At 71.1% G+C, this 16,689-nt stretch carries 21 protein-coding genes and 1 tRNA gene; 18 read left to right on the top strand and 4 right to left on the bottom strand.

The window, feature by feature from the left end:
- Positions 1-31 precede the first annotated feature (31 nt).
- From ABZ565_RS19790 to ABZ565_RS19800, 3 genes are all read left to right on the top strand, one after another.
- Positions 32-310 (top strand): CopG family transcriptional regulator, encoded by a 279-nt coding sequence (locus ABZ565_RS19790; RefSeq protein ID WP_361028153.1) that lies wholly within the window; start codon positions 32-34, stop codon positions 308-310.
- Positions 307-732, top strand: coding sequence for a PIN domain-containing protein (locus tag ABZ565_RS19795; protein ID WP_361028156.1), 426 nt, complete (start codon positions 307-309; stop codon positions 730-732). The genes ABZ565_RS19790 and ABZ565_RS19795 overlap by 4 nt, the downstream gene beginning before the upstream one ends.
- Before the next feature lie 343 nt (positions 733-1,075).
- Entirely contained in the window at positions 1,076-1,969 is an 894-nt protein-coding gene (locus ABZ565_RS19800; protein ID WP_361028159.1) for a phosphorothioated DNA-binding restriction endonuclease, read from the top strand.
- 7 nt (positions 1,970-1,976) lie between these two features.
- Here the strand turns inward: ABZ565_RS19800 and serS are convergent, their stop codons facing one another.
- Complete coding sequence (gene serS, locus ABZ565_RS19805; RefSeq protein WP_361028162.1) at positions 1,977-3,269, bottom strand: serine--tRNA ligase; 1,293 nt, start codon at positions 3,267-3,269, stop codon at positions 1,977-1,979.
- A gap of 262 nt (positions 3,270-3,531) precedes the next feature.
- Here serS and ABZ565_RS19810 point away from each other — a divergent pair, with 262 nt between their 5' ends.
- The 4 genes from ABZ565_RS19810 (at position 3,532) to ABZ565_RS19825 (ending at position 7,418) form a co-directional block, all read left to right on the top strand.
- Positions 3,532-5,610 (top strand): TerD family protein, encoded by a 2,079-nt coding sequence (locus tag ABZ565_RS19810; protein ID WP_361028165.1) that lies wholly within the window; start codon positions 3,532-3,534, stop codon positions 5,608-5,610.
- A 93-nt stretch (positions 5,611-5,703) separates the two neighbouring features.
- Positions 5,704-6,324: an HhH-GPD-type base excision DNA repair protein gene (locus tag ABZ565_RS19815; protein WP_361028167.1), complete on the top strand. Its 621-nt coding sequence runs from the start codon at positions 5,704-5,706 to the stop codon at positions 6,322-6,324.
- 69 nt (positions 6,325-6,393) lie between these two features.
- Positions 6,394-6,690 carry a type II toxin-antitoxin system VapB family antitoxin gene (locus ABZ565_RS19820; protein ID WP_003955420.1) on the top strand — a complete coding sequence of 99 codons (297 nt, stop codon included), beginning with the start codon at positions 6,394-6,396 and terminating at the stop codon, positions 6,688-6,690.
- 131 nt (positions 6,691-6,821) lie between these two features.
- Positions 6,822-7,418 (top strand): LytR C-terminal domain-containing protein, encoded by a 597-nt coding sequence (locus ABZ565_RS19825; protein ID WP_361028457.1) that lies wholly within the window; start codon positions 6,822-6,824, stop codon positions 7,416-7,418.
- Positions 7,419-7,454: 36 nt separating this feature from the next.
- Here ABZ565_RS19825 and upp read toward each other — a convergent pair whose 3' ends face one another.
- A complete protein-coding gene (upp, locus tag ABZ565_RS19830; protein ID WP_018521931.1) occupies positions 7,455-8,090 on the bottom strand; it encodes a uracil phosphoribosyltransferase in 636 nt (211 codons plus the stop codon).
- Between the two features lie 116 nt (positions 8,091-8,206).
- Here upp and ABZ565_RS19835 point away from each other — a divergent pair, with 116 nt between their 5' ends.
- The 5 genes from ABZ565_RS19835 (at position 8,207) to ABZ565_RS19855 (ending at position 10,705) form a co-directional block, all read left to right on the top strand.
- Positions 8,207-8,452 carry a hypothetical protein gene (locus ABZ565_RS19835; RefSeq protein WP_361028170.1) on the top strand — a complete coding sequence of 82 codons (246 nt, stop codon included), beginning with the start codon at positions 8,207-8,209 and terminating at the stop codon, positions 8,450-8,452.
- Between the two features lie 191 nt (positions 8,453-8,643).
- Positions 8,644-9,195 carry a hypothetical protein gene (locus tag ABZ565_RS19840; RefSeq protein WP_361028173.1) on the top strand — a complete coding sequence of 184 codons (552 nt, stop codon included), beginning with the start codon at positions 8,644-8,646 and terminating at the stop codon, positions 9,193-9,195.
- A 9-nt stretch (positions 9,196-9,204) separates the two neighbouring features.
- Positions 9,205-9,702, top strand: coding sequence for a tRNA adenosine(34) deaminase TadA (gene tadA / locus ABZ565_RS19845; protein ID WP_361028176.1), 498 nt, complete (start codon positions 9,205-9,207; stop codon positions 9,700-9,702).
- 77 nt (positions 9,703-9,779) lie between these two features.
- Positions 9,780-9,867 (top strand) — tRNA-Ser (locus tag ABZ565_RS19850).
- 175 nt (positions 9,868-10,042) lie between these two features.
- Complete coding sequence (locus ABZ565_RS19855) at positions 10,043-10,705, top strand: class I SAM-dependent methyltransferase (RefSeq protein WP_361028179.1); 663 nt, start codon at positions 10,043-10,045, stop codon at positions 10,703-10,705.
- A gap of 10 nt (positions 10,706-10,715) precedes the next feature.
- Here ABZ565_RS19855 and ABZ565_RS19860 read toward each other — a convergent pair whose 3' ends face one another.
- Positions 10,716-11,210 carry an RNA methyltransferase gene (locus ABZ565_RS19860; protein WP_361028182.1) on the bottom strand — a complete coding sequence of 165 codons (495 nt, stop codon included), beginning with the start codon at positions 11,208-11,210 and terminating at the stop codon, positions 10,716-10,718.
- A gap of 99 nt (positions 11,211-11,309) precedes the next feature.
- Here ABZ565_RS19860 and ABZ565_RS19865 point away from each other — a divergent pair, with 99 nt between their 5' ends.
- The 5 genes from ABZ565_RS19865 (at position 11,310) to ABZ565_RS19885 (ending at position 15,541) form a co-directional block, all read left to right on the top strand.
- Positions 11,310-12,467: a DUF371 domain-containing protein gene (locus tag ABZ565_RS19865; protein WP_361028185.1), complete on the top strand. Its 1,158-nt coding sequence runs from the start codon at positions 11,310-11,312 to the stop codon at positions 12,465-12,467.
- A 365-nt stretch (positions 12,468-12,832) separates the two neighbouring features.
- Positions 12,833-12,997, top strand: coding sequence for a hypothetical protein (locus ABZ565_RS19870; RefSeq protein ID WP_361028188.1), 165 nt, complete (start codon positions 12,833-12,835; stop codon positions 12,995-12,997).
- A 9-nt stretch (positions 12,998-13,006) separates the two neighbouring features.
- Positions 13,007-13,300 (top strand): Dabb family protein, encoded by a 294-nt coding sequence (locus ABZ565_RS19875; protein WP_361028191.1) that lies wholly within the window; start codon positions 13,007-13,009, stop codon positions 13,298-13,300.
- A 252-nt stretch (positions 13,301-13,552) separates the two neighbouring features.
- Positions 13,553-14,440, top strand: a complete 888-nt coding sequence (locus tag ABZ565_RS19880) for an RNA polymerase sigma factor SigF (RefSeq protein ID WP_361028194.1) — start codon at positions 13,553-13,555, stop codon at positions 14,438-14,440.
- Positions 14,441-14,674: 234 nt separating this feature from the next.
- Entirely contained in the window at positions 14,675-15,541 is an 867-nt protein-coding gene (locus ABZ565_RS19885; RefSeq protein ID WP_361028197.1) for an RNA polymerase sigma factor SigF, read from the top strand.
- 163 nt (positions 15,542-15,704) lie between these two features.
- On the opposite strand, the gene ABZ565_RS19890 is transcribed toward ABZ565_RS19885, so the two are convergent.
- Positions 15,705-15,917: a hypothetical protein gene (locus tag ABZ565_RS19890; RefSeq protein ID WP_361028200.1), complete on the bottom strand. Its 213-nt coding sequence runs from the start codon at positions 15,915-15,917 to the stop codon at positions 15,705-15,707.
- Positions 15,918-16,166: 249 nt separating this feature from the next.
- Between ABZ565_RS19890 and ABZ565_RS19895 the strand changes: the two genes are divergently transcribed.
- A complete protein-coding gene (locus tag ABZ565_RS19895) occupies positions 16,167-16,688 on the top strand; it encodes a MarR family transcriptional regulator (RefSeq protein ID WP_361028203.1) in 522 nt (173 codons plus the stop codon).
- The last annotated feature ends 1 nt before the right edge of the window (position 16,689 follow it).

Genomic DNA, 16,689 nt, shown 5'->3' on the forward strand with positions numbered 1-16,689 from the left:
GGAGCGCGATACCAAGAGTATGGTCGCTTGTATGGCGACGAAGAAGGTAACGGTGACGATTCCCGAGGATCTCCTGGACGAGATCCGTGCGGAGGCGGCAGAACGGGGGATGTCGGCGTACGTCACCGAGGCGCTGCGCTTCAAGCGCGACCGGGACCGGCTGCGGGAGCTGTCGGACTGGCTGCAGGAGGAACACGGTCCTCTCACCGAGGAAGAGCGCACCACAGCGTTCGAGGAGCTGGAGGGCCTCGACGCCGAGCATGAGCGCCGGCGCGCCACCGGAACGCACGGCGCCGGAGAAGCCGCGTGAGGAAGCGGTCCGGCGCACCCGGGCAGCGGCCGCTACGCGTCTTCGTACTCGATTGCGAAGCCCTGTCCCTGGCCGTACGCGGCGACCGGAAGATGATCGCGTGGCTCGACCTCGCGGCCCGGGGTGAAGCCGAGGTCGTCACGTCTCCGATGACGCTGGTCGAGGCGTACGACGGCAGAACCACGGAGCAGCGCTGGGACTGGGTACTCTCCCGGCTCGAAGTCGCTGACATCGGGAAGGACGAGGCCCGCCAGGCCCGCCGCCTGCTGGCGGATGCCGATCTGCACGGCCACAAGTACGCGATCGACGCGATACTCGCCGTCATCGCGCGCCGGCAGAAGGGGCAGGTCACCGTCTTCACCTCGGACGTGGACGACCTGGAGAGGCTGGTTCCGGAGTCGATCGTCGTCAAGAAGGTATGACCCGGCGCTCCGGTCTCAGTCCTGGTCTCATTCGCCCCCGTCCAGTGCCGTTCACCGCCCCTCCGACGCGCGGCTCCATCCCAGGCCGGAACAACTCCGCCCCTCTCCGGACCCCCGGGCGAACAGGTGGAAAGCGTGTTGGGGGCAACCCCTCACGAGTGCGAATCTCGTATCCTCCGCCATTGCTCTCACCGGGCAATACGTCGAGCCCGGGTGCCCGGTGAAGCTCGGGCCGGCAGCGGAGCGCGCCTGCCGCGCGACGGCGGGAGCGGCCGGACAGCCGTGTGTCATGATCGGCGGTGTTTCGAAGACCCTGGCCCTCACGAGGAGATCCGGCTGACGGATGGACTGGCTGGAGCGCACCCGGAAGTTGCGGCAGTGGACCCGGAGTGGGGCTCGGGCGCCGCACAAGCCGTTGTTGGTGTTGTACGCGCTTGCGCGGTTTCAGCGGGATGCCGCGGACGAGCTGCGGTACAGCTCCGTGGAGGCGGACCTTAGGCGGCTGCTCGACGAGTACGGGCCGGGGCGTCCGACGACGCCGGCGTACCCGTTCCACCACCTCGTGAGTGACGGGGTGTGGGAGGTGCGCACCGAACGCGGGGCGGGGAGTCCCGGCACCGGCGTACGGGAGTTGCGGGCGTCGGGGGCGACCGGGCGGCTGGTGCCGGAGTTGCGGGACGCGTTGCGGCGGGAGCCGTCGCTGCTCGGGCGGATGGCGCGGGTACTGCTCGACCTCAACTTCCCGCCCTCCCTGCACGAGGAGCTGTGCGAGGCGGTCGGCCTGGAGCTCCTGCCGGCCGAGACCGCGGAGGCGGGCGCGGCCGGGCGTCGGGGGCGGGATCCGCGGATGCGGGAGAGGGTGCTGACGGCGTACGAGTACCGGTGCGCGTTCTGCGGGTACGACGGGCGGATCGGCGCGGTGCCCGTAGGACTGGAGGCCGCCCATGTGCGGTGGTGGGCGTTCGACGGGCCGGACGTCGTCGAGAACGGGCTCTGCCTCTGCTCCCTGCACCACAAGTTGTTCGACAAGGGCGTCCTCGGCCTCGGCACCGACGACCGCATCCTCGTCTCGCAGAGCTTCGTCGGCCACAGCGCGGCGGCCGGCGCGCACGTCATAGCGCTCGCCGGCCGCCCGCTCATCGGGCCGCAGCACTCCGCCGCCCCGGTCGCCCCCGCCCACCGCGAGTGGCACGCGCGCGAGGTGTTCCACGGCGTGCCGCGCACGGCGGCCGTCTGAGGCCCCTTTACGCCTCCGGCGTCCCGTCCGCCGCGATCCTGCGGAAGCCCAGGTACGGGGTCAGGGCCTCGGGCAGGACGAGGGAGCCGTCCTCCTGCTGGCACTGTTCGAGGAGGGCGGCCAGGGTGCGGCCGATGGGGAGGCCGGAGCCGTTGAGGGTGGCGACGAGCTTGGGCTTGCCGTTCTCGTCGCGGGTGCGGATGTGGGCGCGACGGGCCTGGAACGTACCGAAGTTGGAGACCGAGGAGATCTCGCGGTACGTGTTCTGGCTCGGGATCCAGACCTCGATGTCGTACGTGAGCTGCGCCGAGAAACCCGTGTCGCCGGCGGCGAGCATGACGACGCGGTAGGCGAGGCCGAGCTCCTTCAGGCACGCCTCGGCGTGGCCGACCATCCGCTCCAGTTCCGCGTCGGCCTCCGCCGGGTCGACGATGCGGACCATCTCGACCTTGGAGAACTGGTGTTGGCGGATCAGGCCCCGGGTGTCCCGGCCGTACGATCCCGCCTCGGACCGGAAGCACGGGGTTTGGGCGGTCAGGGCGAGGGGAAGCTCGGCGGGCGGGATGATCTCGTCCGCGTACAGGTTGGTCAGCGGAACCTCGGCCGTCGGGATGAGGAAAAGCTCGCGGTCGGCCACGCCGGTCTTGAACAGGTCCTCCTCGAACTTCGGGAGCTGCCCGGTGCCGGTCATGGTCTTACGGGTGACCAGGTACGGGACCGCGTGCTCCACGTAGCCGTGGCGGCGGGTGTGCAGGTCGAGGAAGAGGGTCGCCAGGGCGCGTTCCAGGGCCGCGCCCGCGCCGCGCGTGACCGCGAAGCGGGGGCCCGAGAGCTTGGTCGCCCGGGCGAAGTCGAGGATGCCCGTCGCCTCGCCGAGGTCCACGTGGTCCTTCGGCTCGAACGAGAACACCGGCGGCGTGCCCACGCGCCTGACCTCGACCGCGTCCGCGTCGCTGTCGCCGTCCGGGGCCTCGTCGGCCGGGAGGTTCGGGATCGTGAGGAGGAGGTCGCGCAGCTGCTCCTGGATCTGCTCCTGGCCCGCGTCGATGTCCCGGATCTCCTCCTTCAGCTCACGGGCCCGCTTCTTCAGCTCGGTGATGTCACCGCCCTGACGCGCCGTCTGCTGGACCTCGCTCGCCACCCGCTTGGACTCCGCCCGCAGCTCGTCGGCCGAGCGGATGTTCTGGTTGCGCCGGGACTGGAGGTCCTCCAGTGCGGGCAGGTCCAGCGCGTATCCGCGACGAGCGAGCCGGCGTACCGCTTCGGCACCCATGTCGATCAGGGCGCGGGCATCATGCATGGGGAAGATCCTTCTGGTCCGGCGAACGGGTCGGTGCGTGGTGGGACCGACGGTAGCAACCAGCGCACCGCGTGCGACCCGCAATACCGGCGGGGCCGCCCGGCCGGCTCCGCGCGGCCCGCAATCGGACTTCACGGTTCCTTCACCTCTGGTCCATACGGGCGATACGGTTCTCCCGTGTGCGGCGAGGCGCTGTGTCACGGAACAACCTGCTGCCGTCGCCAGGGCGCGACCCGACGCGGCCGCGCGTCTGGGGGACTGCATGCGTGAGATGACCAAGGGTGCCAACGTCGGGCTGGCGGACCTCAGCGACGATGCCGGATCGGTCATCGCGAGCCTCAGCTGGAGCAGCACCGCCGGGGACGGTGACGCGGACGTGTCCGTGCTCCTGCTGGACGCCAACGGCAAGGTCCGCGGCGACGCCGACTTCTTCTACTACAACAACCCCGCCGCGGCCGACGGCAGCGTGCAGCTGCTGGGCAAGACGCCGACGGACGGCGGCAGCGAGGACCGCATCAGCCTCGACCTGACCGCCGTCCCCGAGGACGTCGATCGCCTGGTCGTCGCCGCGAGCCGGTACGGCGGCTCCCGCTTCGGCGACCTCGACGACCTGCGGATGACCGTCGCCGACCGGTCCGGCGAGGTGCTGCTCGGGTTCTCGATCGGCGACGCGTCCGTGGAGAGCGCCTTCATCTTCGGCGAGCTGTACCGGCGCGGTACGGAGTGGAAGTACCGGGCCGTCGGCCAGGGTTACGAGACCGGGCTCGCCGGCCTCGCCGCCGACTTCGGCATCGATGTGGACGACGAGGGGGAGAACGAGACCGCGGACGGGGTTGCGGGCCCGGTCGACGGGGAAGGGGCCGCACCCGCCGTCGAGTCCGCCGGTCCTGCTCAGCCGCTCCCCGCCGTTCCCGCGCAGCCGGGCCCGCAAACCGTGGCGGCCGAGCAGCCGGCCGCGTCCGCCCCCGCGCCCAAGCGGCCCCGGGCCCGTACGGCGAAGAAGAAGGTGACCCTCCCCGCCGTCGCCACGAAGTCGCTCGCCGAGAACGACTCCTGGCGGGCCGCACGGCTCTTCCCCGCCTCGAACCTGAAGAGCGACAAGGAGCGCGAGGTCCGGGCGACCTCCGTGCTGCTGTCCGTGATGGCGCAGGTGCCGGAGTTCGGCCGCCGGCTCACCGCCGCCTTCGGAGCCCCGGCCGGGCGCATGCAGACCTTCACCGAGGTCTCCCTCCCGCACGGCGAGACCCCGAAACGTCCCGACGGGGTGATCCGGGTCGAGCGGGCGGGGAAGCTGTGGACCGCGCTCGTGGAGACGAAGACCAACGGGAACGCGCTGAAGTCGGAGCAGGTCCAGAACTACATGGACATCGCCGCCCGCCGCGGCTACGAGGCGGTGATCACCCTGTCCAACGACGTGGCGCTGGAGGGCAGCCCGCTGGTCGAGGTCAAGACCGACGGGCGGCGCAAGCACAAGGTGGCCCTGTGGCACCTGTCGTGGGCGGAGGTGGCGCACCAGGCCCAGATGCTCATCCGGCACGAGGGCGTGGGCAACGCCGCCCACGCCTGGCTCCTCCAGGAGCTGCTGCACTACCTCCAGCACGAGAACTCCGGCTGCCACGGCTTCCAGAACATGGGCCCCTCCTGGGTGCCCGTGCGCAACGGCATCGACGAGGAGACACTCAGTCAGGGCGACCCGCGTGCCGTGGAGGTGGTGGAGAGCTGGGAACGGCTCATCCGCCAGGTCTGCCTGCGGATCGGCGGCGAGCTGGGGCAGAAGGCCCTGCCCGTCCAGCGCACCCAGCGCGGCACCACCGCCCTCTCCCGGCGCGCGGCGCACGCCGGCCGGCTCTGCGAGGAGGGGCGGCTCGCCGCCGAACTGCGGGTGGACGGATCGCCCGGCACCATCACGATCGTCGCCGACCTGCGGACCGGGAAGCTGCGCACCTCGGTGGAGATCCCGGTGCCCGAGGGGGCCTACCCGCTGACGTCGGCCAAGCGCCTGATGCGGCAGCTCGCCGAGGCACCCGCCGATCTCCACGTCGAGACGCTGGTCGAGGGGCAGAGCGGCCCGCGCGGCACTCTGGAACGCCTCCGTCCGGAGCCGGGCGACGTACTCCCCCGCGACGGCAGCCGGATCACGGGATTCCGGCTCTCCCTCTTCAAGAACATGGGCGCCACGCGGGGCAACGCGGAGACCGGGTTCATCCGCAGCGTCGACAACGCCGTGGACCGTTTTCACTCGCACGTGGTCGCCCACCTCGCGCAGGCCGAGCGCCGCACCCGCCGCGCCTCGGCGCCGGAGCAGGGAGGGGCCCCGGTCCCGGCGCCCGCGGGGGCCTGAGCCGGCCCCCGCTGACCGGCAAACGGCTGCAAACCGGTCGGTCGGCGGTGGTTGTGCTGGCCGTCGCCCCCGGCGCTCGCCATGATGCCGCCCATGACCAAGAGCGACGATGGCCGAGACATCACCCTCCGGATCGCCCAGGAGCCGGCGGCGGACGAGCTTCTCGCACGCAGTCCGCTCGCCGCCCTGGTGGGCATGCTGCTCGACCAGCAGGTGCCCATGGAGTGGGCCTTCGCGGGCCCGTACGCCCTGGCGCAGCGCATGGGCAAGGACGATCTGGACGCCCATGAGATCGCCACGTACGACCCGGAGGCGTTCACCGGACTGTTCACCGCCAAACCCGCGCTGCACCGTTATCCGGGCTCGATGGCCAAGCGCGTGCAGCAGCTGTGCCAGTTCCTGGTGGCGCAGTACGACGGTGACGCGGCCGCCGTGTGGAGCGATGCCGCGACCGGGGCGGAGCTGCGCCGGCGGCTCAACGCCCTGCCCGGGTTCGGTACGCAGAAGGCGCAGATCTTCCTCGCGCTCCTCGGCAAGCAGTTCGGGGTCCGGCCGCCGGGCTGGCGGGAGGCGGCGGGGTCGTACGGGGAGGAGGGCTCGCACCGGTCCGTCGCGGACATCACCGGCCCCGATTCACTGGCCGAGGTGCGCGCGTACAAGCAGGAGGCCAAGCAGGCGGCGAAGGCCGCGAAAGCCGCGGCGAAGGGCAAGTGAGGCTTCTTGCACGCGGCATGGTGGCAATCGTGGCTGCGCCCGGTGGCTCTTGACCGGTAGGCTTTCCGTGTGATCTTCAAGCGCATCGGAAATGGGCGGCCTTATCCCGACCACGGCCGGGAAAGCACCCGGCAGTGGGCGGACGTCGCGCCGCGCCCGGTCCGCCTCGACCAGCTCGTCACCACCAAGGGCCAGCTGGACCTCGAAACCCTCCTCGCCGAGGACTCCACGTTCTACGGCGACCTGTTCGCGCACGTCGTGAAGTGGCAGGGCGACCTCTATCTGGAGGACGGGCTGCACCGCGCGGTCCGTGCCGCGCTCCAGCAGCGCCAGGTGCTGCACGCCCGCGTGCTCGAACTCGGCTGACGGCTCGGAGCCCGTACGGGGTTCGTTCGGGTGTTTTCCCACCCGGACGGGTGCGATCCATTGATCATTTAGTAGGCATCATCACCGGGTCGCACTACGCTGCGCCCATGAGCATGCTCACTCCCCCCGGCATGGGCGGAAAGTACCGCATCACGGGTGACAAGTACCCCCGCATGCGGCGCCCCCGCCGCCGTAGCAAAGTGGTCCTCGCGGCCGTCGCCTCCGTGGTCGCCCTCGGGCTGGCCGGATGGGGCACGCTGCAGCTCATCGATGTCTTCACGGGCGGCGACAAGACGGCGAGCGCCGCCGACCGGACCGAGCGCTGCCCGTCCCCGAAGGCGTCGAAACCCGCCAAGGTGCTGCCGCAGCCCGCGAAGATCACGGTCAACGTCTACAACGCGACCACGCGCGGCGGTCTCGCGAAGGCCGCCGCCGACGAGCTGAAGAAGCGCGGGTTCAAGATCGGCGAGGTGGGGAACGCCCCCGCCGCGTTCGACAAGAAGGTGCCGGGTACGGGCATCCTGCTCGGCGCCCCGGCCGCCGCCGACGGCACGTTCCCGGTGCTGGGCGCCCAGCTGCCCGGGGCCACGACGAAGACCGACGCCCGTAAGAACGGGGAGGTCGACCTGATCATCGGAAAGAAGTTCACGGCGTTCAGCAAGCCGCAGACGGCCGCCGCCGCGCTGTCCGCGCTCACGAAGCCCGCCCCGGCGCCCTCCTCCTGCTGAGAACGGCGCCGAGCGGGGGCGTTCGCCTGAGGGTGCCTAGTCGACGGTGCCGTACATGCGGTCGCCCGCGTCACCGAGGCCCGGGACGATGTAGCCGTTCTCGTTGAGCCGTTCGTCGACCGAGGCGGTGACCACGGTGACCGGCGTCCCGGCGAGCTCGCGCTCCATGACCTCGACGCCCTCGGGGGCGGCGAGGAGCACGACCGCGGTGACGTCGTCGGCGCCGCGCCTGATCAGCTCCTGGATGGCCGCGACGAGCGTGCCGCCGGTGGCCAGCATCGGGTCGAGCACATAGACCTGGCGGCCCGAGAGGTCGTCGGGCATCCGGCTCGCGTACGTGGACGCCTTGAGCGTCTCCTCGTCGCGGATCATGCCCAGGAAGCCCACCTCGGCGGTCGGCAGCAGCCGGACCATGCCGTCGAGCATGCCGAGACCGGCCCGCAGGATCGGGACGACCAGGGGACGGGGGTGCGACAGCTTCACTCCGGTGGTGGGTGTCACCGGGGTCTCGATGTCGACCTGTTCGGTGCGCACATCGCGGGTGGCCTCGTACGCGAGCAGGGTCACCAGCTCGTCGGCGAGGCGCCGGAAGGTCGGGGAGTCGGTGCGCTTGTCGCGCAGGGTGGTGAGTTTGTGCGCGACCAGCGGGTGGTCGACGACGTGGATCCGCATGACTCCCAGCGTAGCCGCGCCTCCCGTACCCGTGCGCTGGCATCATCCACGCGTTCGGGGGGAAGGTGGTGGCATACGGACCCAGCGACGCAGCCAGCCTTGGGGGTGAAGAGCCGATGGCCGACGGGGCACAGAGCGCCGAGAACCCCAGGAACGCGCGGAACCCCAGGAGCACACCGGACACCCTGGACGCACCCGGCTCCCCCGACACACCTGAGACCGAGGCGCAGCGCCGTCGGCGGCGCGCCCAGTTCCTCCGCGAGCTCCACGAGGCGAAGGCGCTGCGCGACCGGGTCCAGCCTCGGCGGGTCAAAGCCGCCCGAATGCGCCAGGCCATGCGGATGCGTACGTTCCGCTGGTAGCCCCTCCGGCCTGCGGAAAAGCCGCTGGTGACGGTGGTGGAGAGAACTGATGGCCGACTCAACCGTCGAACTGCTCTCGCGAAGCGCCGGTTTCTGTCACGATGCCGAATGGGCGGGACGCAGGGCAGCCGGAGCACCGGCTGCTTCCCGCCGGACCGGCCCTTGGCCCCGAGACCAGTGGGAGAGTCACGGTGTACTTCGCCGCACTGCTCGCGCGCACCGAAGACGGGTGGGAAGCGAGCGACACGGAGCTCGACGATGTGGAGACCCTGTCCGACCTGACGGATCTGGCCCGTGACGCCTCGGTTGACGAGGACACGGTGCTCGTATTCATCGAACAGGAGGACGCCTGGTTCGGCGTCGTCCGGGTGGACGGTGAGGAGGACCCCCGGATCTACGTCTCGGACGCCTCCGCCGCCGCCCGCTCCTCGTACGGGGAGATCCTGCTCACCGATGAACTGCTCGGCCGCGAACCAGGGGCCGAGGACACGATCGCCGCCCTGGAGGAGCTCGTCGGCCTCGACGGCTCGGAGGACGGCGAGCCCGAGACCACCGCCAACGACGACGACGATGACGACGACGGGCCCTCCGCGGGCGTCGTCCCGGCCGGCCCGATCGGCGACTCCGGGGTCCTGTCCGACCTCGGGCTCCCCGAGGCCGAGCTGCTGATGCTGCGGACGGACGCCCTGTCGGAGATCGCGGACGCCCTGGGGGCGGCCGAGGTGCTGGAGACCGTCCGCTAGGGTCCGCGGGTGACCGAAGCATCCCGTCCGCACGCCCCGGACCTGCCCGATCCCGTACGGGACCCGTGGCGGGCGGTGATGCGCAGCGCCCTGGCCGAGGCCGACCGCGCGGCGGCGACCGGTGACGTACCGGTCGGCGCCGTCGTCCTCGGCCCGGACGGGGCGCCGCTGGCCACCGGGCACAACGAGCGCGAGGCGACCGGCGACCCCACCGCGCACGCCGAGGTCCTGGCGCTGCGCCGGGCCGCCGCCGCGCTCGGTGAGTGGCGCCTGTCCGGCTGCACCCTGGTGGTCACCCTGGAGCCCTGCACGATGTGCGCGGGCGCCCTGGTGCAGGCCCGGGTGGACCGGGTGGTCTACGGCGCCCGGGACGAGAAGGCCGGAGCCGCCGGTTCGCTCTGGGACGTCGTACGCGACCGCCGCCTCAACCACCGCCCCGAGGTGGTCGCCGGGGTCCTGGAGGCCGAGTGCGCGGCCCCGCTGACGGCCTTCTTCCGGGACCGCTGAGCTGCCCGGGCCGGGGCACGCGACGGCGCCCCGTAACGGATTTCGGCGTAGGGCCAACATGGTCTAAGCTCTCTCTCGGTAGCGTGTCCGAGCGGCCGAAGGAGCTCGCCTCGAAAGCGAGTGTGGGGAAACTCACCGAGGGTTCAAATCCCTCCGCTACCGCCAGCGAGAACCGCCCCCGAACCGTGTGAACGGATCGGGGGCGGTTTTGCGTGTGCCCGCGTCCGGTGCCGGTTGGTCACCGGACGCCGCGCTGGGGGATCATGCCGGGGGCGGCGGGCCGCCCGCCGGGGCCGGCCACCGCCGGTCGGGCAGCCGAGAGAAGAAAGCACTGGCCGTTATGCAGATCGTGCGGGGCAAGAAGCTCGAAAAGGCCGCCGAGGGTGAATTCGAGCGACTGGTCCAGGAGAGTTCCCGGGTCGTCGTCGATGTCGGCACGGGGGACGCCCGGGCGTCCTATCGCATCGCCAAGGAGAATCCGGAGTGGCTGGTCGTGGGCGTGGACCCGGCCTGGCAGCGGATGACACAGACGAGCATTCGCAGCCGCCGCAAGCCCGCCAAGGGCGGCGTGCCCAATCTGCTGCTCGTGAACGCGTCGATCGAGAATGCCCCGGAGGAGCTGCTGGGGGCCGCCGACGAATTGCTGGTCCTGATGCCGTGGGGGAAATTGCTCCACGGTCTCGTGCGCGGTGACGAGGACATCTGGGGCGGCCTTCGGACCGTCGCCAAGCCGAATGCGCCGCTCACGGCGACGGTCGGCACCAGCATTTGGCGGGAACCGGTGCCGCGCGACATCCAGGGGCTTCCGGAGCTGACCCGTCCGTACGTCGAGGAGGTCCTCGCCGGAAAGGCCCTCGCAAGCGGGTGGAAGGTCACCGACTTCCAGCTCACGAAGGCCGAGGAGGCCGCCGCCGTCTCCTCGTCGTGGGCGCGCAGGCTGGACTCGGACAGCACCGAGGTCATCGCGACCCTGACGGCGGTCACGGCCGGACCGGAGGAATGAGCCCGGCGGGTCAGCCCGTCGGGAACTGCCTGCAGTACTCGTACATGGCCATGGCGCCGGCCGTGGCGACGTTGTAGCTGTGCGGGGAGCCCCAGACCGGAATCTCCACGCACTCGTCGACGCAGGCGAGCTCGTCCTCCTTGAGGCCGGTCCGCTCGTTTCCGAGGACGATGACCGACTTACGGGGGAAGCTGATCTCGTGCAGGCTCTTTGAATTGGTGGCCTGTTCGAGCGCGATGATGGTGTAACCGTCCTCGCGCATCTTCTTCAGCACCGGCGGAAGGCTCCGGCGCATTTCGATCTCGACGTTCTCGGCACCATCGCGCGCGATCTTCGGGTCGAGTTTCACATTGCCGCAGGCGACGATCCGCTCGACTCCGCAGCACCCCGCCGTCCGCACCACGCTGGAAAGATTCACGCGGCTGCGGAACGCCGAGCACGCGATGACGAGCTCGCGATTACGGAGCAAAGGGGTGCCCGGCTTATGGCGGAGGTGTTCGAACATGCCGGGAAGTCTACTGGGCCCCGGCCGCCCCGCCCCGCGCCCGCGGGCGCGGACTACCATGACCGGTCCGGACAACGCACCTAGGGCCTGGAGAAGGCAATGAAGATCCACGCCAAGGGGCACGCGAACGTCCGCGCGACCCACGCCAAGACCCTGGAGTTCACCGGCGAGCGGGAGATCACGCCCCGGGCGACCTGCGTCGTCGGGGTGGGCGCCGTCTTCGACGAGGAGGGTCTGGCCCTCCTGCGCGGCCCGGTCGCCGTCCGCCTCGCCGCCGGGCCCCACGTCGCGACCGGCACCGCCGTGGTCAACCCGCACCACGAGGTGACCGACCGCCTGGTGCTCCGGCGCAGCGACCACGCCTCACCGGACACCTTCGCCTTCCGCAGCACCCTGGTGGCGAGCGACCTCGGCCCGGACTTCGTGGCAGCGCTGGGAGACCCGGCGGCCGAGGTGACCCTGACGCTCTCCGAGACCGGGCGCCGCCGGCCGCTGGTCCTCGTCCACCGCCGCGGCCTGCCGGAACCGGAGGGGCGCCCGGGGCTCCTGTGGCGCACGGCGGACGCCTCGGTGGACCTGGACGCGGCGCGCGTCCCGGACGAGGCGCGCGCGGCCCTCGCGGACGGCGGGGTGATCGCCGCGTCCGTCTCCGGCGCGCTGGAGGGCGTCTCGCAGGCGGCCGGGGCATGGCTGGCCGATGCGGCCGGCCGGGGGGCCCGGTTCGAGGTGACGGGCGACGCGGCCGGGACCGCTGCGGCACTGCTCGCGGCAGGCCTGCCGGTCGCGCCGGCGGTCCACCTGGGCCGGACCGACCGCCGGGCGCTGACCGTCCCGCCGCACGCGGAGCTGCTGCGTACCGCACCGGCCCCCGTGGTGTTCCGGGCGCCCGCCGCCGACCTCGGCGTGCTCGTGGAGGTGCTGGCCGGGTCCGCGGAGGACCGCCGGATCGCCGTGCCGGACGGGCATCCCGACCTCGGGCAGGGGATGACGTGGCTGCCGCTCTCCGAGGCGGTCGCGGCCTTCGAGGGCGAGGAGGAGGGTGTGTTCGTCCTCGCGCCCCCGCAGCACGCCGCCTGGAACGTCGATCTGCGGCCCCTGGTCCCGCTGCTGGTGGAGCAGGGGGTCACCGCGCGCACCCTGAGCACGGTGCTCCGGCCGTTCGGGATCAGCCGGCGGGACCTGTACGACGCGCTGGGCGATGCGCCGGCTTCCCGGAGCAAGGGCTCACGAGACGGGGAACGCGGCGAGAAGAAGTAGGAGGAGGAGGGGGAAGCGGCATCGGGGGGGATGTGCCGCTTCCCCCGGTCACGGGGCCTGCCGCTCCTTTGCCGCGGTCGGGGGAGGCCACGGCATGGGTCCCCGGCAGGGGTCCCGTTCCCGGCCCCCCGGAGTCCGAGGGGCTCACCTTCCATCCTGCCTCGCCGACCCCCGTTCGCGGGCGGACCAAGGACCCCGATGCGCGGGACGTTGGTCCCTGGGGCTCGTATCGAGTTCCCCGTCCGCGCCCCGCGTCACCCGCAAGTGACGGAAACGGCCGACGGATTAGCGCATGTGTGTGGATAGACTCGCCCGACCGCACAGGGGATCGAAACCGCAGGGGATCGAAGGGGAGTCAGGGGCTGATGGCGCAAGCGAAGAAGATAGCTCTCTACGTGATAGTCGTCTTCGTGCTCTACACGATCATCAACTCCCCCGCCCGGGCCGCGGACCTGGTCCAAGTAGGGTTCGAGGGCATCGCGGACGCCGCGCAGGGCGTCGGCGACTTCATGTCCGAGCTCGTCAACTAGGGGTACCGCGTGATCCGCCATCTGGTCCTGTTCAAGCTGAACGACGGCGTCGAGCGGGACGACCCGCGGGTCGTCGCGGGTGCGGAGGCGTTCCGGGCACTGGAGGACACCGTCCCGGAGCTGGAGTTCTGGGAATGCGCGTGGAACATCACCGACCGGCCGATCGCGTACGACTTCGCCATCAACTCCGCGGTCGCGGACGAGGCGGCGCTGAAGCGCTACATCGAGCACCCCGACCATCAGGCGGCCGCCGGTCAGTGGCGTGAATTCGCCACCTGGGTGATCGCCGACTACCCGTTCTGACGCCTTCGGCCCTGCGAGCCCCTCACCGCGACGGTGAGGGGCTTTTCTTTGTCCCAGGACCCGATGGACACCCGGTGGACGTTTTAAACCCGGGCGAGGTCAACACGGCGCTATGGGGTGCTTGCGCATAGTGGTCATGTCTTGTGATGCTATGACCGCTTTTGACGGACGGATTGACCGAAGTTGACCGCAAGCCGTAGTTGTCGACCGCGAAGGGGTGGCGTCACCGTGCCGGCCAGTACAGCGCCTCAAGTGCCTCCCCAGGTCCACCAGGCGGCACCGGCCGCCCCGCCCGCCGGGCCGTCCGCTCCGCCGCCGGGCCAGGCGCAGACGACGGTCCACGAGACCCCCGACGAGACGGCCGCCCCCGCCCGGTCCCGGACCGCCGACACCAGGGCGCTCACCCAGGTGCTCTTCGGACAGCTCAAGAAGCTGGAGCCGGGCACCGCGGAGCACGACCGGGTGCGCACCGCGCTGATCGAGGCCAACCTCCCGCTCGTGCGGTACGCCGCCGCGCGGTTCCGCAGCCGGAACGAGCCGATGGAGGACGTCGTCCAGGTCGGCACCATCGGACTGATCAACGCGATCGACCGCTTCGACCCCGAACGCGGTGTCCAGTTCCCGACGTTCGCGATGCCCACCGTCGTCGGCGAGATCAAGCGGTACTTCCGGGACAACGTGCGCACCGTCCACGTCCCCCGCCGGCTGCACGAGCTCTGGGTGCAGGTCACCGGCGCCACCGAGGACCTGACGACCGCGCACGGCCGCTCACCCACCACCGCGGAGATCGCCGAGCGGCTGAAGATCTCCGAGGACGAGGTGCTGGCCTGTATCGAGGCCGGGCGCTCCTACCACGCGACCTCGCTGGAGGCCGCCCAGGAGGGCGACGGGCTCCCCGGCCTCCTCGACCGGCTCGGCTACGAGGACCCGGCCCTCGCGGGCGTCGAGCACCGGGACCTGGTCCGGCACCTCCTCGTACAACTGCCCGAGCGGGAGCAGCGGATCCTGTTGCTGCGGTACTACAGCAACCTGACGCAGTCCCAGATCAGTGCCGAGCTGGGGGTCTCCCAGATGCACGTGTCAAGGCTCCTCGCCCGGAGTTTCGCCAGACTCCGATCCGCAAACAGGATCGAGGCGTAACCGAAACGGGTAGACCGTTCTCAGGGCCTTCCCCCGGGGCCAAAAGCCTCACACCCCTTGTTAACTGCGCAGACTCCCCCTGGACTTGTCGACAAGTCACTACAGCGTGTTGCCGACATGTGACATTCTGCGGGAAGTGAGTTTGCCGCAGCCCCGCCTCCGGTATTCAGGTGGAGGCTGCGTTCCTCCGATGGTCGTGGCCACCGCGACCGTCCGCGACCTCAAGGGGGTGGCATGTCCGAAGAACAGGGCAGCTCGAAGGTGCTCACGCTCGACAAGAGCGAGCCCGCACCCGTTGCGCTCACCAGCTCGCCGGAAGCCATCGACACCCGCACGCTCTCCCGCTCCCTCTTCCTGCGGCTCGCCGCGCTGGGCCCCGCCCCGGGCCCCGGCGGGACCGACAGCCCGGAGCGTGCCTATGTGCGGGACACACTCATCGAGCTCAACCTGCCCCTCGTGCGGTACGCGGCGGCGCGGTTCCGGAGCCGTAACGAACCCATGGAGGACATCGTCCAGGTCGGCACCATCGGCCTGATCAAGGCGATCGACCGCTTCGACTGCGAGCGGGGCGTGGAGTTCCCGACGTTCGCGATGCCCACCGTCGTGGGCGAGATCAAGCGGTTCTTCCGGGACACCTCGTGGTCGGTGCGGGTACCGCGCCGCCTCCAGGAGCTGCGGCTCGCCCTCACCCGGACCAGTGACGAGCTCGCGCAGAAGCTGGACCGCTCGCCGACCGTCCCGGAGCTGGCCCGGGCGCTCGGGGTCACCGAGGAGGAGGTGGTCGACGGCCTGGCCGTGGGCAACGCCTACACCGCCTCGTCTCTGGACTCGCCCGCCCCCGAGGACGACGGCGGCGAGGGCTCGCTGGCCGACCGGCTGGGTTACGAGGACACGGCGCTGGAAGGCGTCGAGTACCGCGAATCGCTCAAGCCGCTGCTGGCCAGGCTCCCGGCGCGCGAGCGCCAGATCATCATGCTGCGGTTCTTCGCCAACATGACCCAGTCGCAGATCGGCGAGGAGGTCGGCATCTCGCAGATGCACGTCTCCCGCCTGCTGACGCGTACGCTCGCCCAGCTCAGGGAAGGGCTCATCGCGGACTGAGCGCCGCCCCGAGGGGCCTGCTCACCCGGCCGCCGAGGCGCCCCCTCGGCGGCCGTGCGCGTTCCCGTACGGCGGCGGCCGCAAACCGACGGCGCCGCCCGCTCGCGGATCGGCGAGGGGGCGGCGCGGAGACGGATGCGGGACGGGACGCGTAACGGGTTCGTCAGCCCAGCGCGAGCCAGGCGACCGCGCCGAGCACGATGACCACCGCGACGATTCCGGCGATCAGTCCGGTCCTCGGGCCGGAGGAGGCGGCAGCGGCGGGCTGCTGGCGCTGCGGTTCGCCCTCGTCGACGAAGGCGCGGAACATCTGGGTGCTGCCGGCCGGGTCGTAGGAGCCCTCGGGACCCTGCGGTGCGTGGGGATTGTGTGCCATGTCGCAGGACCCTAGCGAACTCGGGCGAACGGCCCAACCCCCGGGCGCCGCGCGCCGATCCGCCCCCGGTGTGGCGCGTAACACATCGGCCCCTCCTTTACCGCAGACGCTGCGGGTTTGACCAGGACCCGGCGCACCCTTTTGCGTTCCTTTACTTCCGCAAGCCCCTTTTCGTTTGCCTGCAGCAACCAACGGCTTCTATGGTTGCCCTAAGCAACAAGATGACCGGTGAGATTGTCTGGGGGTCCCGTGGCCGCACGGAGTCAGTACGAAGAACTGGCCCGGCAACTGAGCGCCATCGGAGCCATCAAGAGAGGTCTCGCCCGCATCCTGCCCGCCGAGTGCCCCGGTGGCTCCGCCGCCGTGCTGACTCTGCTGAGCCGGCACGGGGAGATGCGGATCAGCCGGCTGGCCGAGCTCCTCGCGGTCGACATGTCGGTGACCAGCCGGCACGTCGCCCACGTGGCGGAACGGGGCTGGATCGAACGGTTCCCGGACCCGGCGGACAAGCGCTCCCGCATCCTGCGGCTGACCCCCGCGGGGGAAGGGGTGCTGGACGACCTCTCCCGCCGGTCGACCGAGATGTTCGCCTGCCATCTTCAGGATTGGTCCGACGACGAGGTCGGACAGCTCAACACGTTGCTGGCCCGGCTGCGCGACAGCTTCTCCTGTCGCGGCACCGGAGGGTGCACCTCCGGAAAGCACAGCGGCGACTGCCGCTCCCGCCGGGCCGATGGCCATGACGGCCCGTACACCCGTACACCCGCGTAAC

This window comes from Streptomyces sp. NPDC016469 (genome assembly GCF_040632905.1).
Lineage (GTDB): Bacteria > Actinomycetota > Actinomycetes > Streptomycetales > Streptomycetaceae > Streptomyces.

Coding starts and splice junctions, on each gene's coding strand:
- ABZ565_RS19790 (WP_361028153.1), top strand. CDS start 32: ATGGCGACGAAGAAGGTAACGGTGACGATTCCCGAGGATCTCCTGGAC.
- ABZ565_RS19800 (WP_361028159.1), top strand. CDS start 1,076: ATGGACTGGCTGGAGCGCACCCGGAAGTTGCGGCAGTGGACCCGGAGT.
- serS (WP_361028162.1), bottom strand. CDS start 3,269: ATGCATGATGCCCGCGCCCTGATCGACATGGGTGCCGAAGCGGTACGC.
- ABZ565_RS19810 (WP_361028165.1), top strand. CDS start 3,532: ATGCGTGAGATGACCAAGGGTGCCAACGTCGGGCTGGCGGACCTCAGC.
- ABZ565_RS19815 (WP_361028167.1), top strand. CDS start 5,704: ATGACCAAGAGCGACGATGGCCGAGACATCACCCTCCGGATCGCCCAG.
- ABZ565_RS19825 (WP_361028457.1), top strand. CDS start 6,822: ATGGGCGGAAAGTACCGCATCACGGGTGACAAGTACCCCCGCATGCGG.
- upp (WP_018521931.1), bottom strand. CDS start 8,090: ATGCGGATCCACGTCGTCGACCACCCGCTGGTCGCGCACAAACTCACC.
- ABZ565_RS19835 (WP_361028170.1), top strand. CDS start 8,207: ATGGCCGACGGGGCACAGAGCGCCGAGAACCCCAGGAACGCGCGGAAC.
- ABZ565_RS19855 (WP_361028179.1), top strand. CDS start 10,043: ATGCAGATCGTGCGGGGCAAGAAGCTCGAAAAGGCCGCCGAGGGTGAA.
- ABZ565_RS19860 (WP_361028182.1), bottom strand. CDS start 11,210: ATGTTCGAACACCTCCGCCATAAGCCGGGCACCCCTTTGCTCCGTAAT.
- ABZ565_RS19865 (WP_361028185.1), top strand. CDS start 11,310: ATGAAGATCCACGCCAAGGGGCACGCGAACGTCCGCGCGACCCACGCC.
- ABZ565_RS19870 (WP_361028188.1), top strand. CDS start 12,833: ATGGCGCAAGCGAAGAAGATAGCTCTCTACGTGATAGTCGTCTTCGTG.
- ABZ565_RS19885 (WP_361028197.1), top strand. CDS start 14,675: ATGTCCGAAGAACAGGGCAGCTCGAAGGTGCTCACGCTCGACAAGAGC.
- ABZ565_RS19890 (WP_361028200.1), bottom strand. CDS start 15,917: ATGGCACACAATCCCCACGCACCGCAGGGTCCCGAGGGCTCCTACGAC.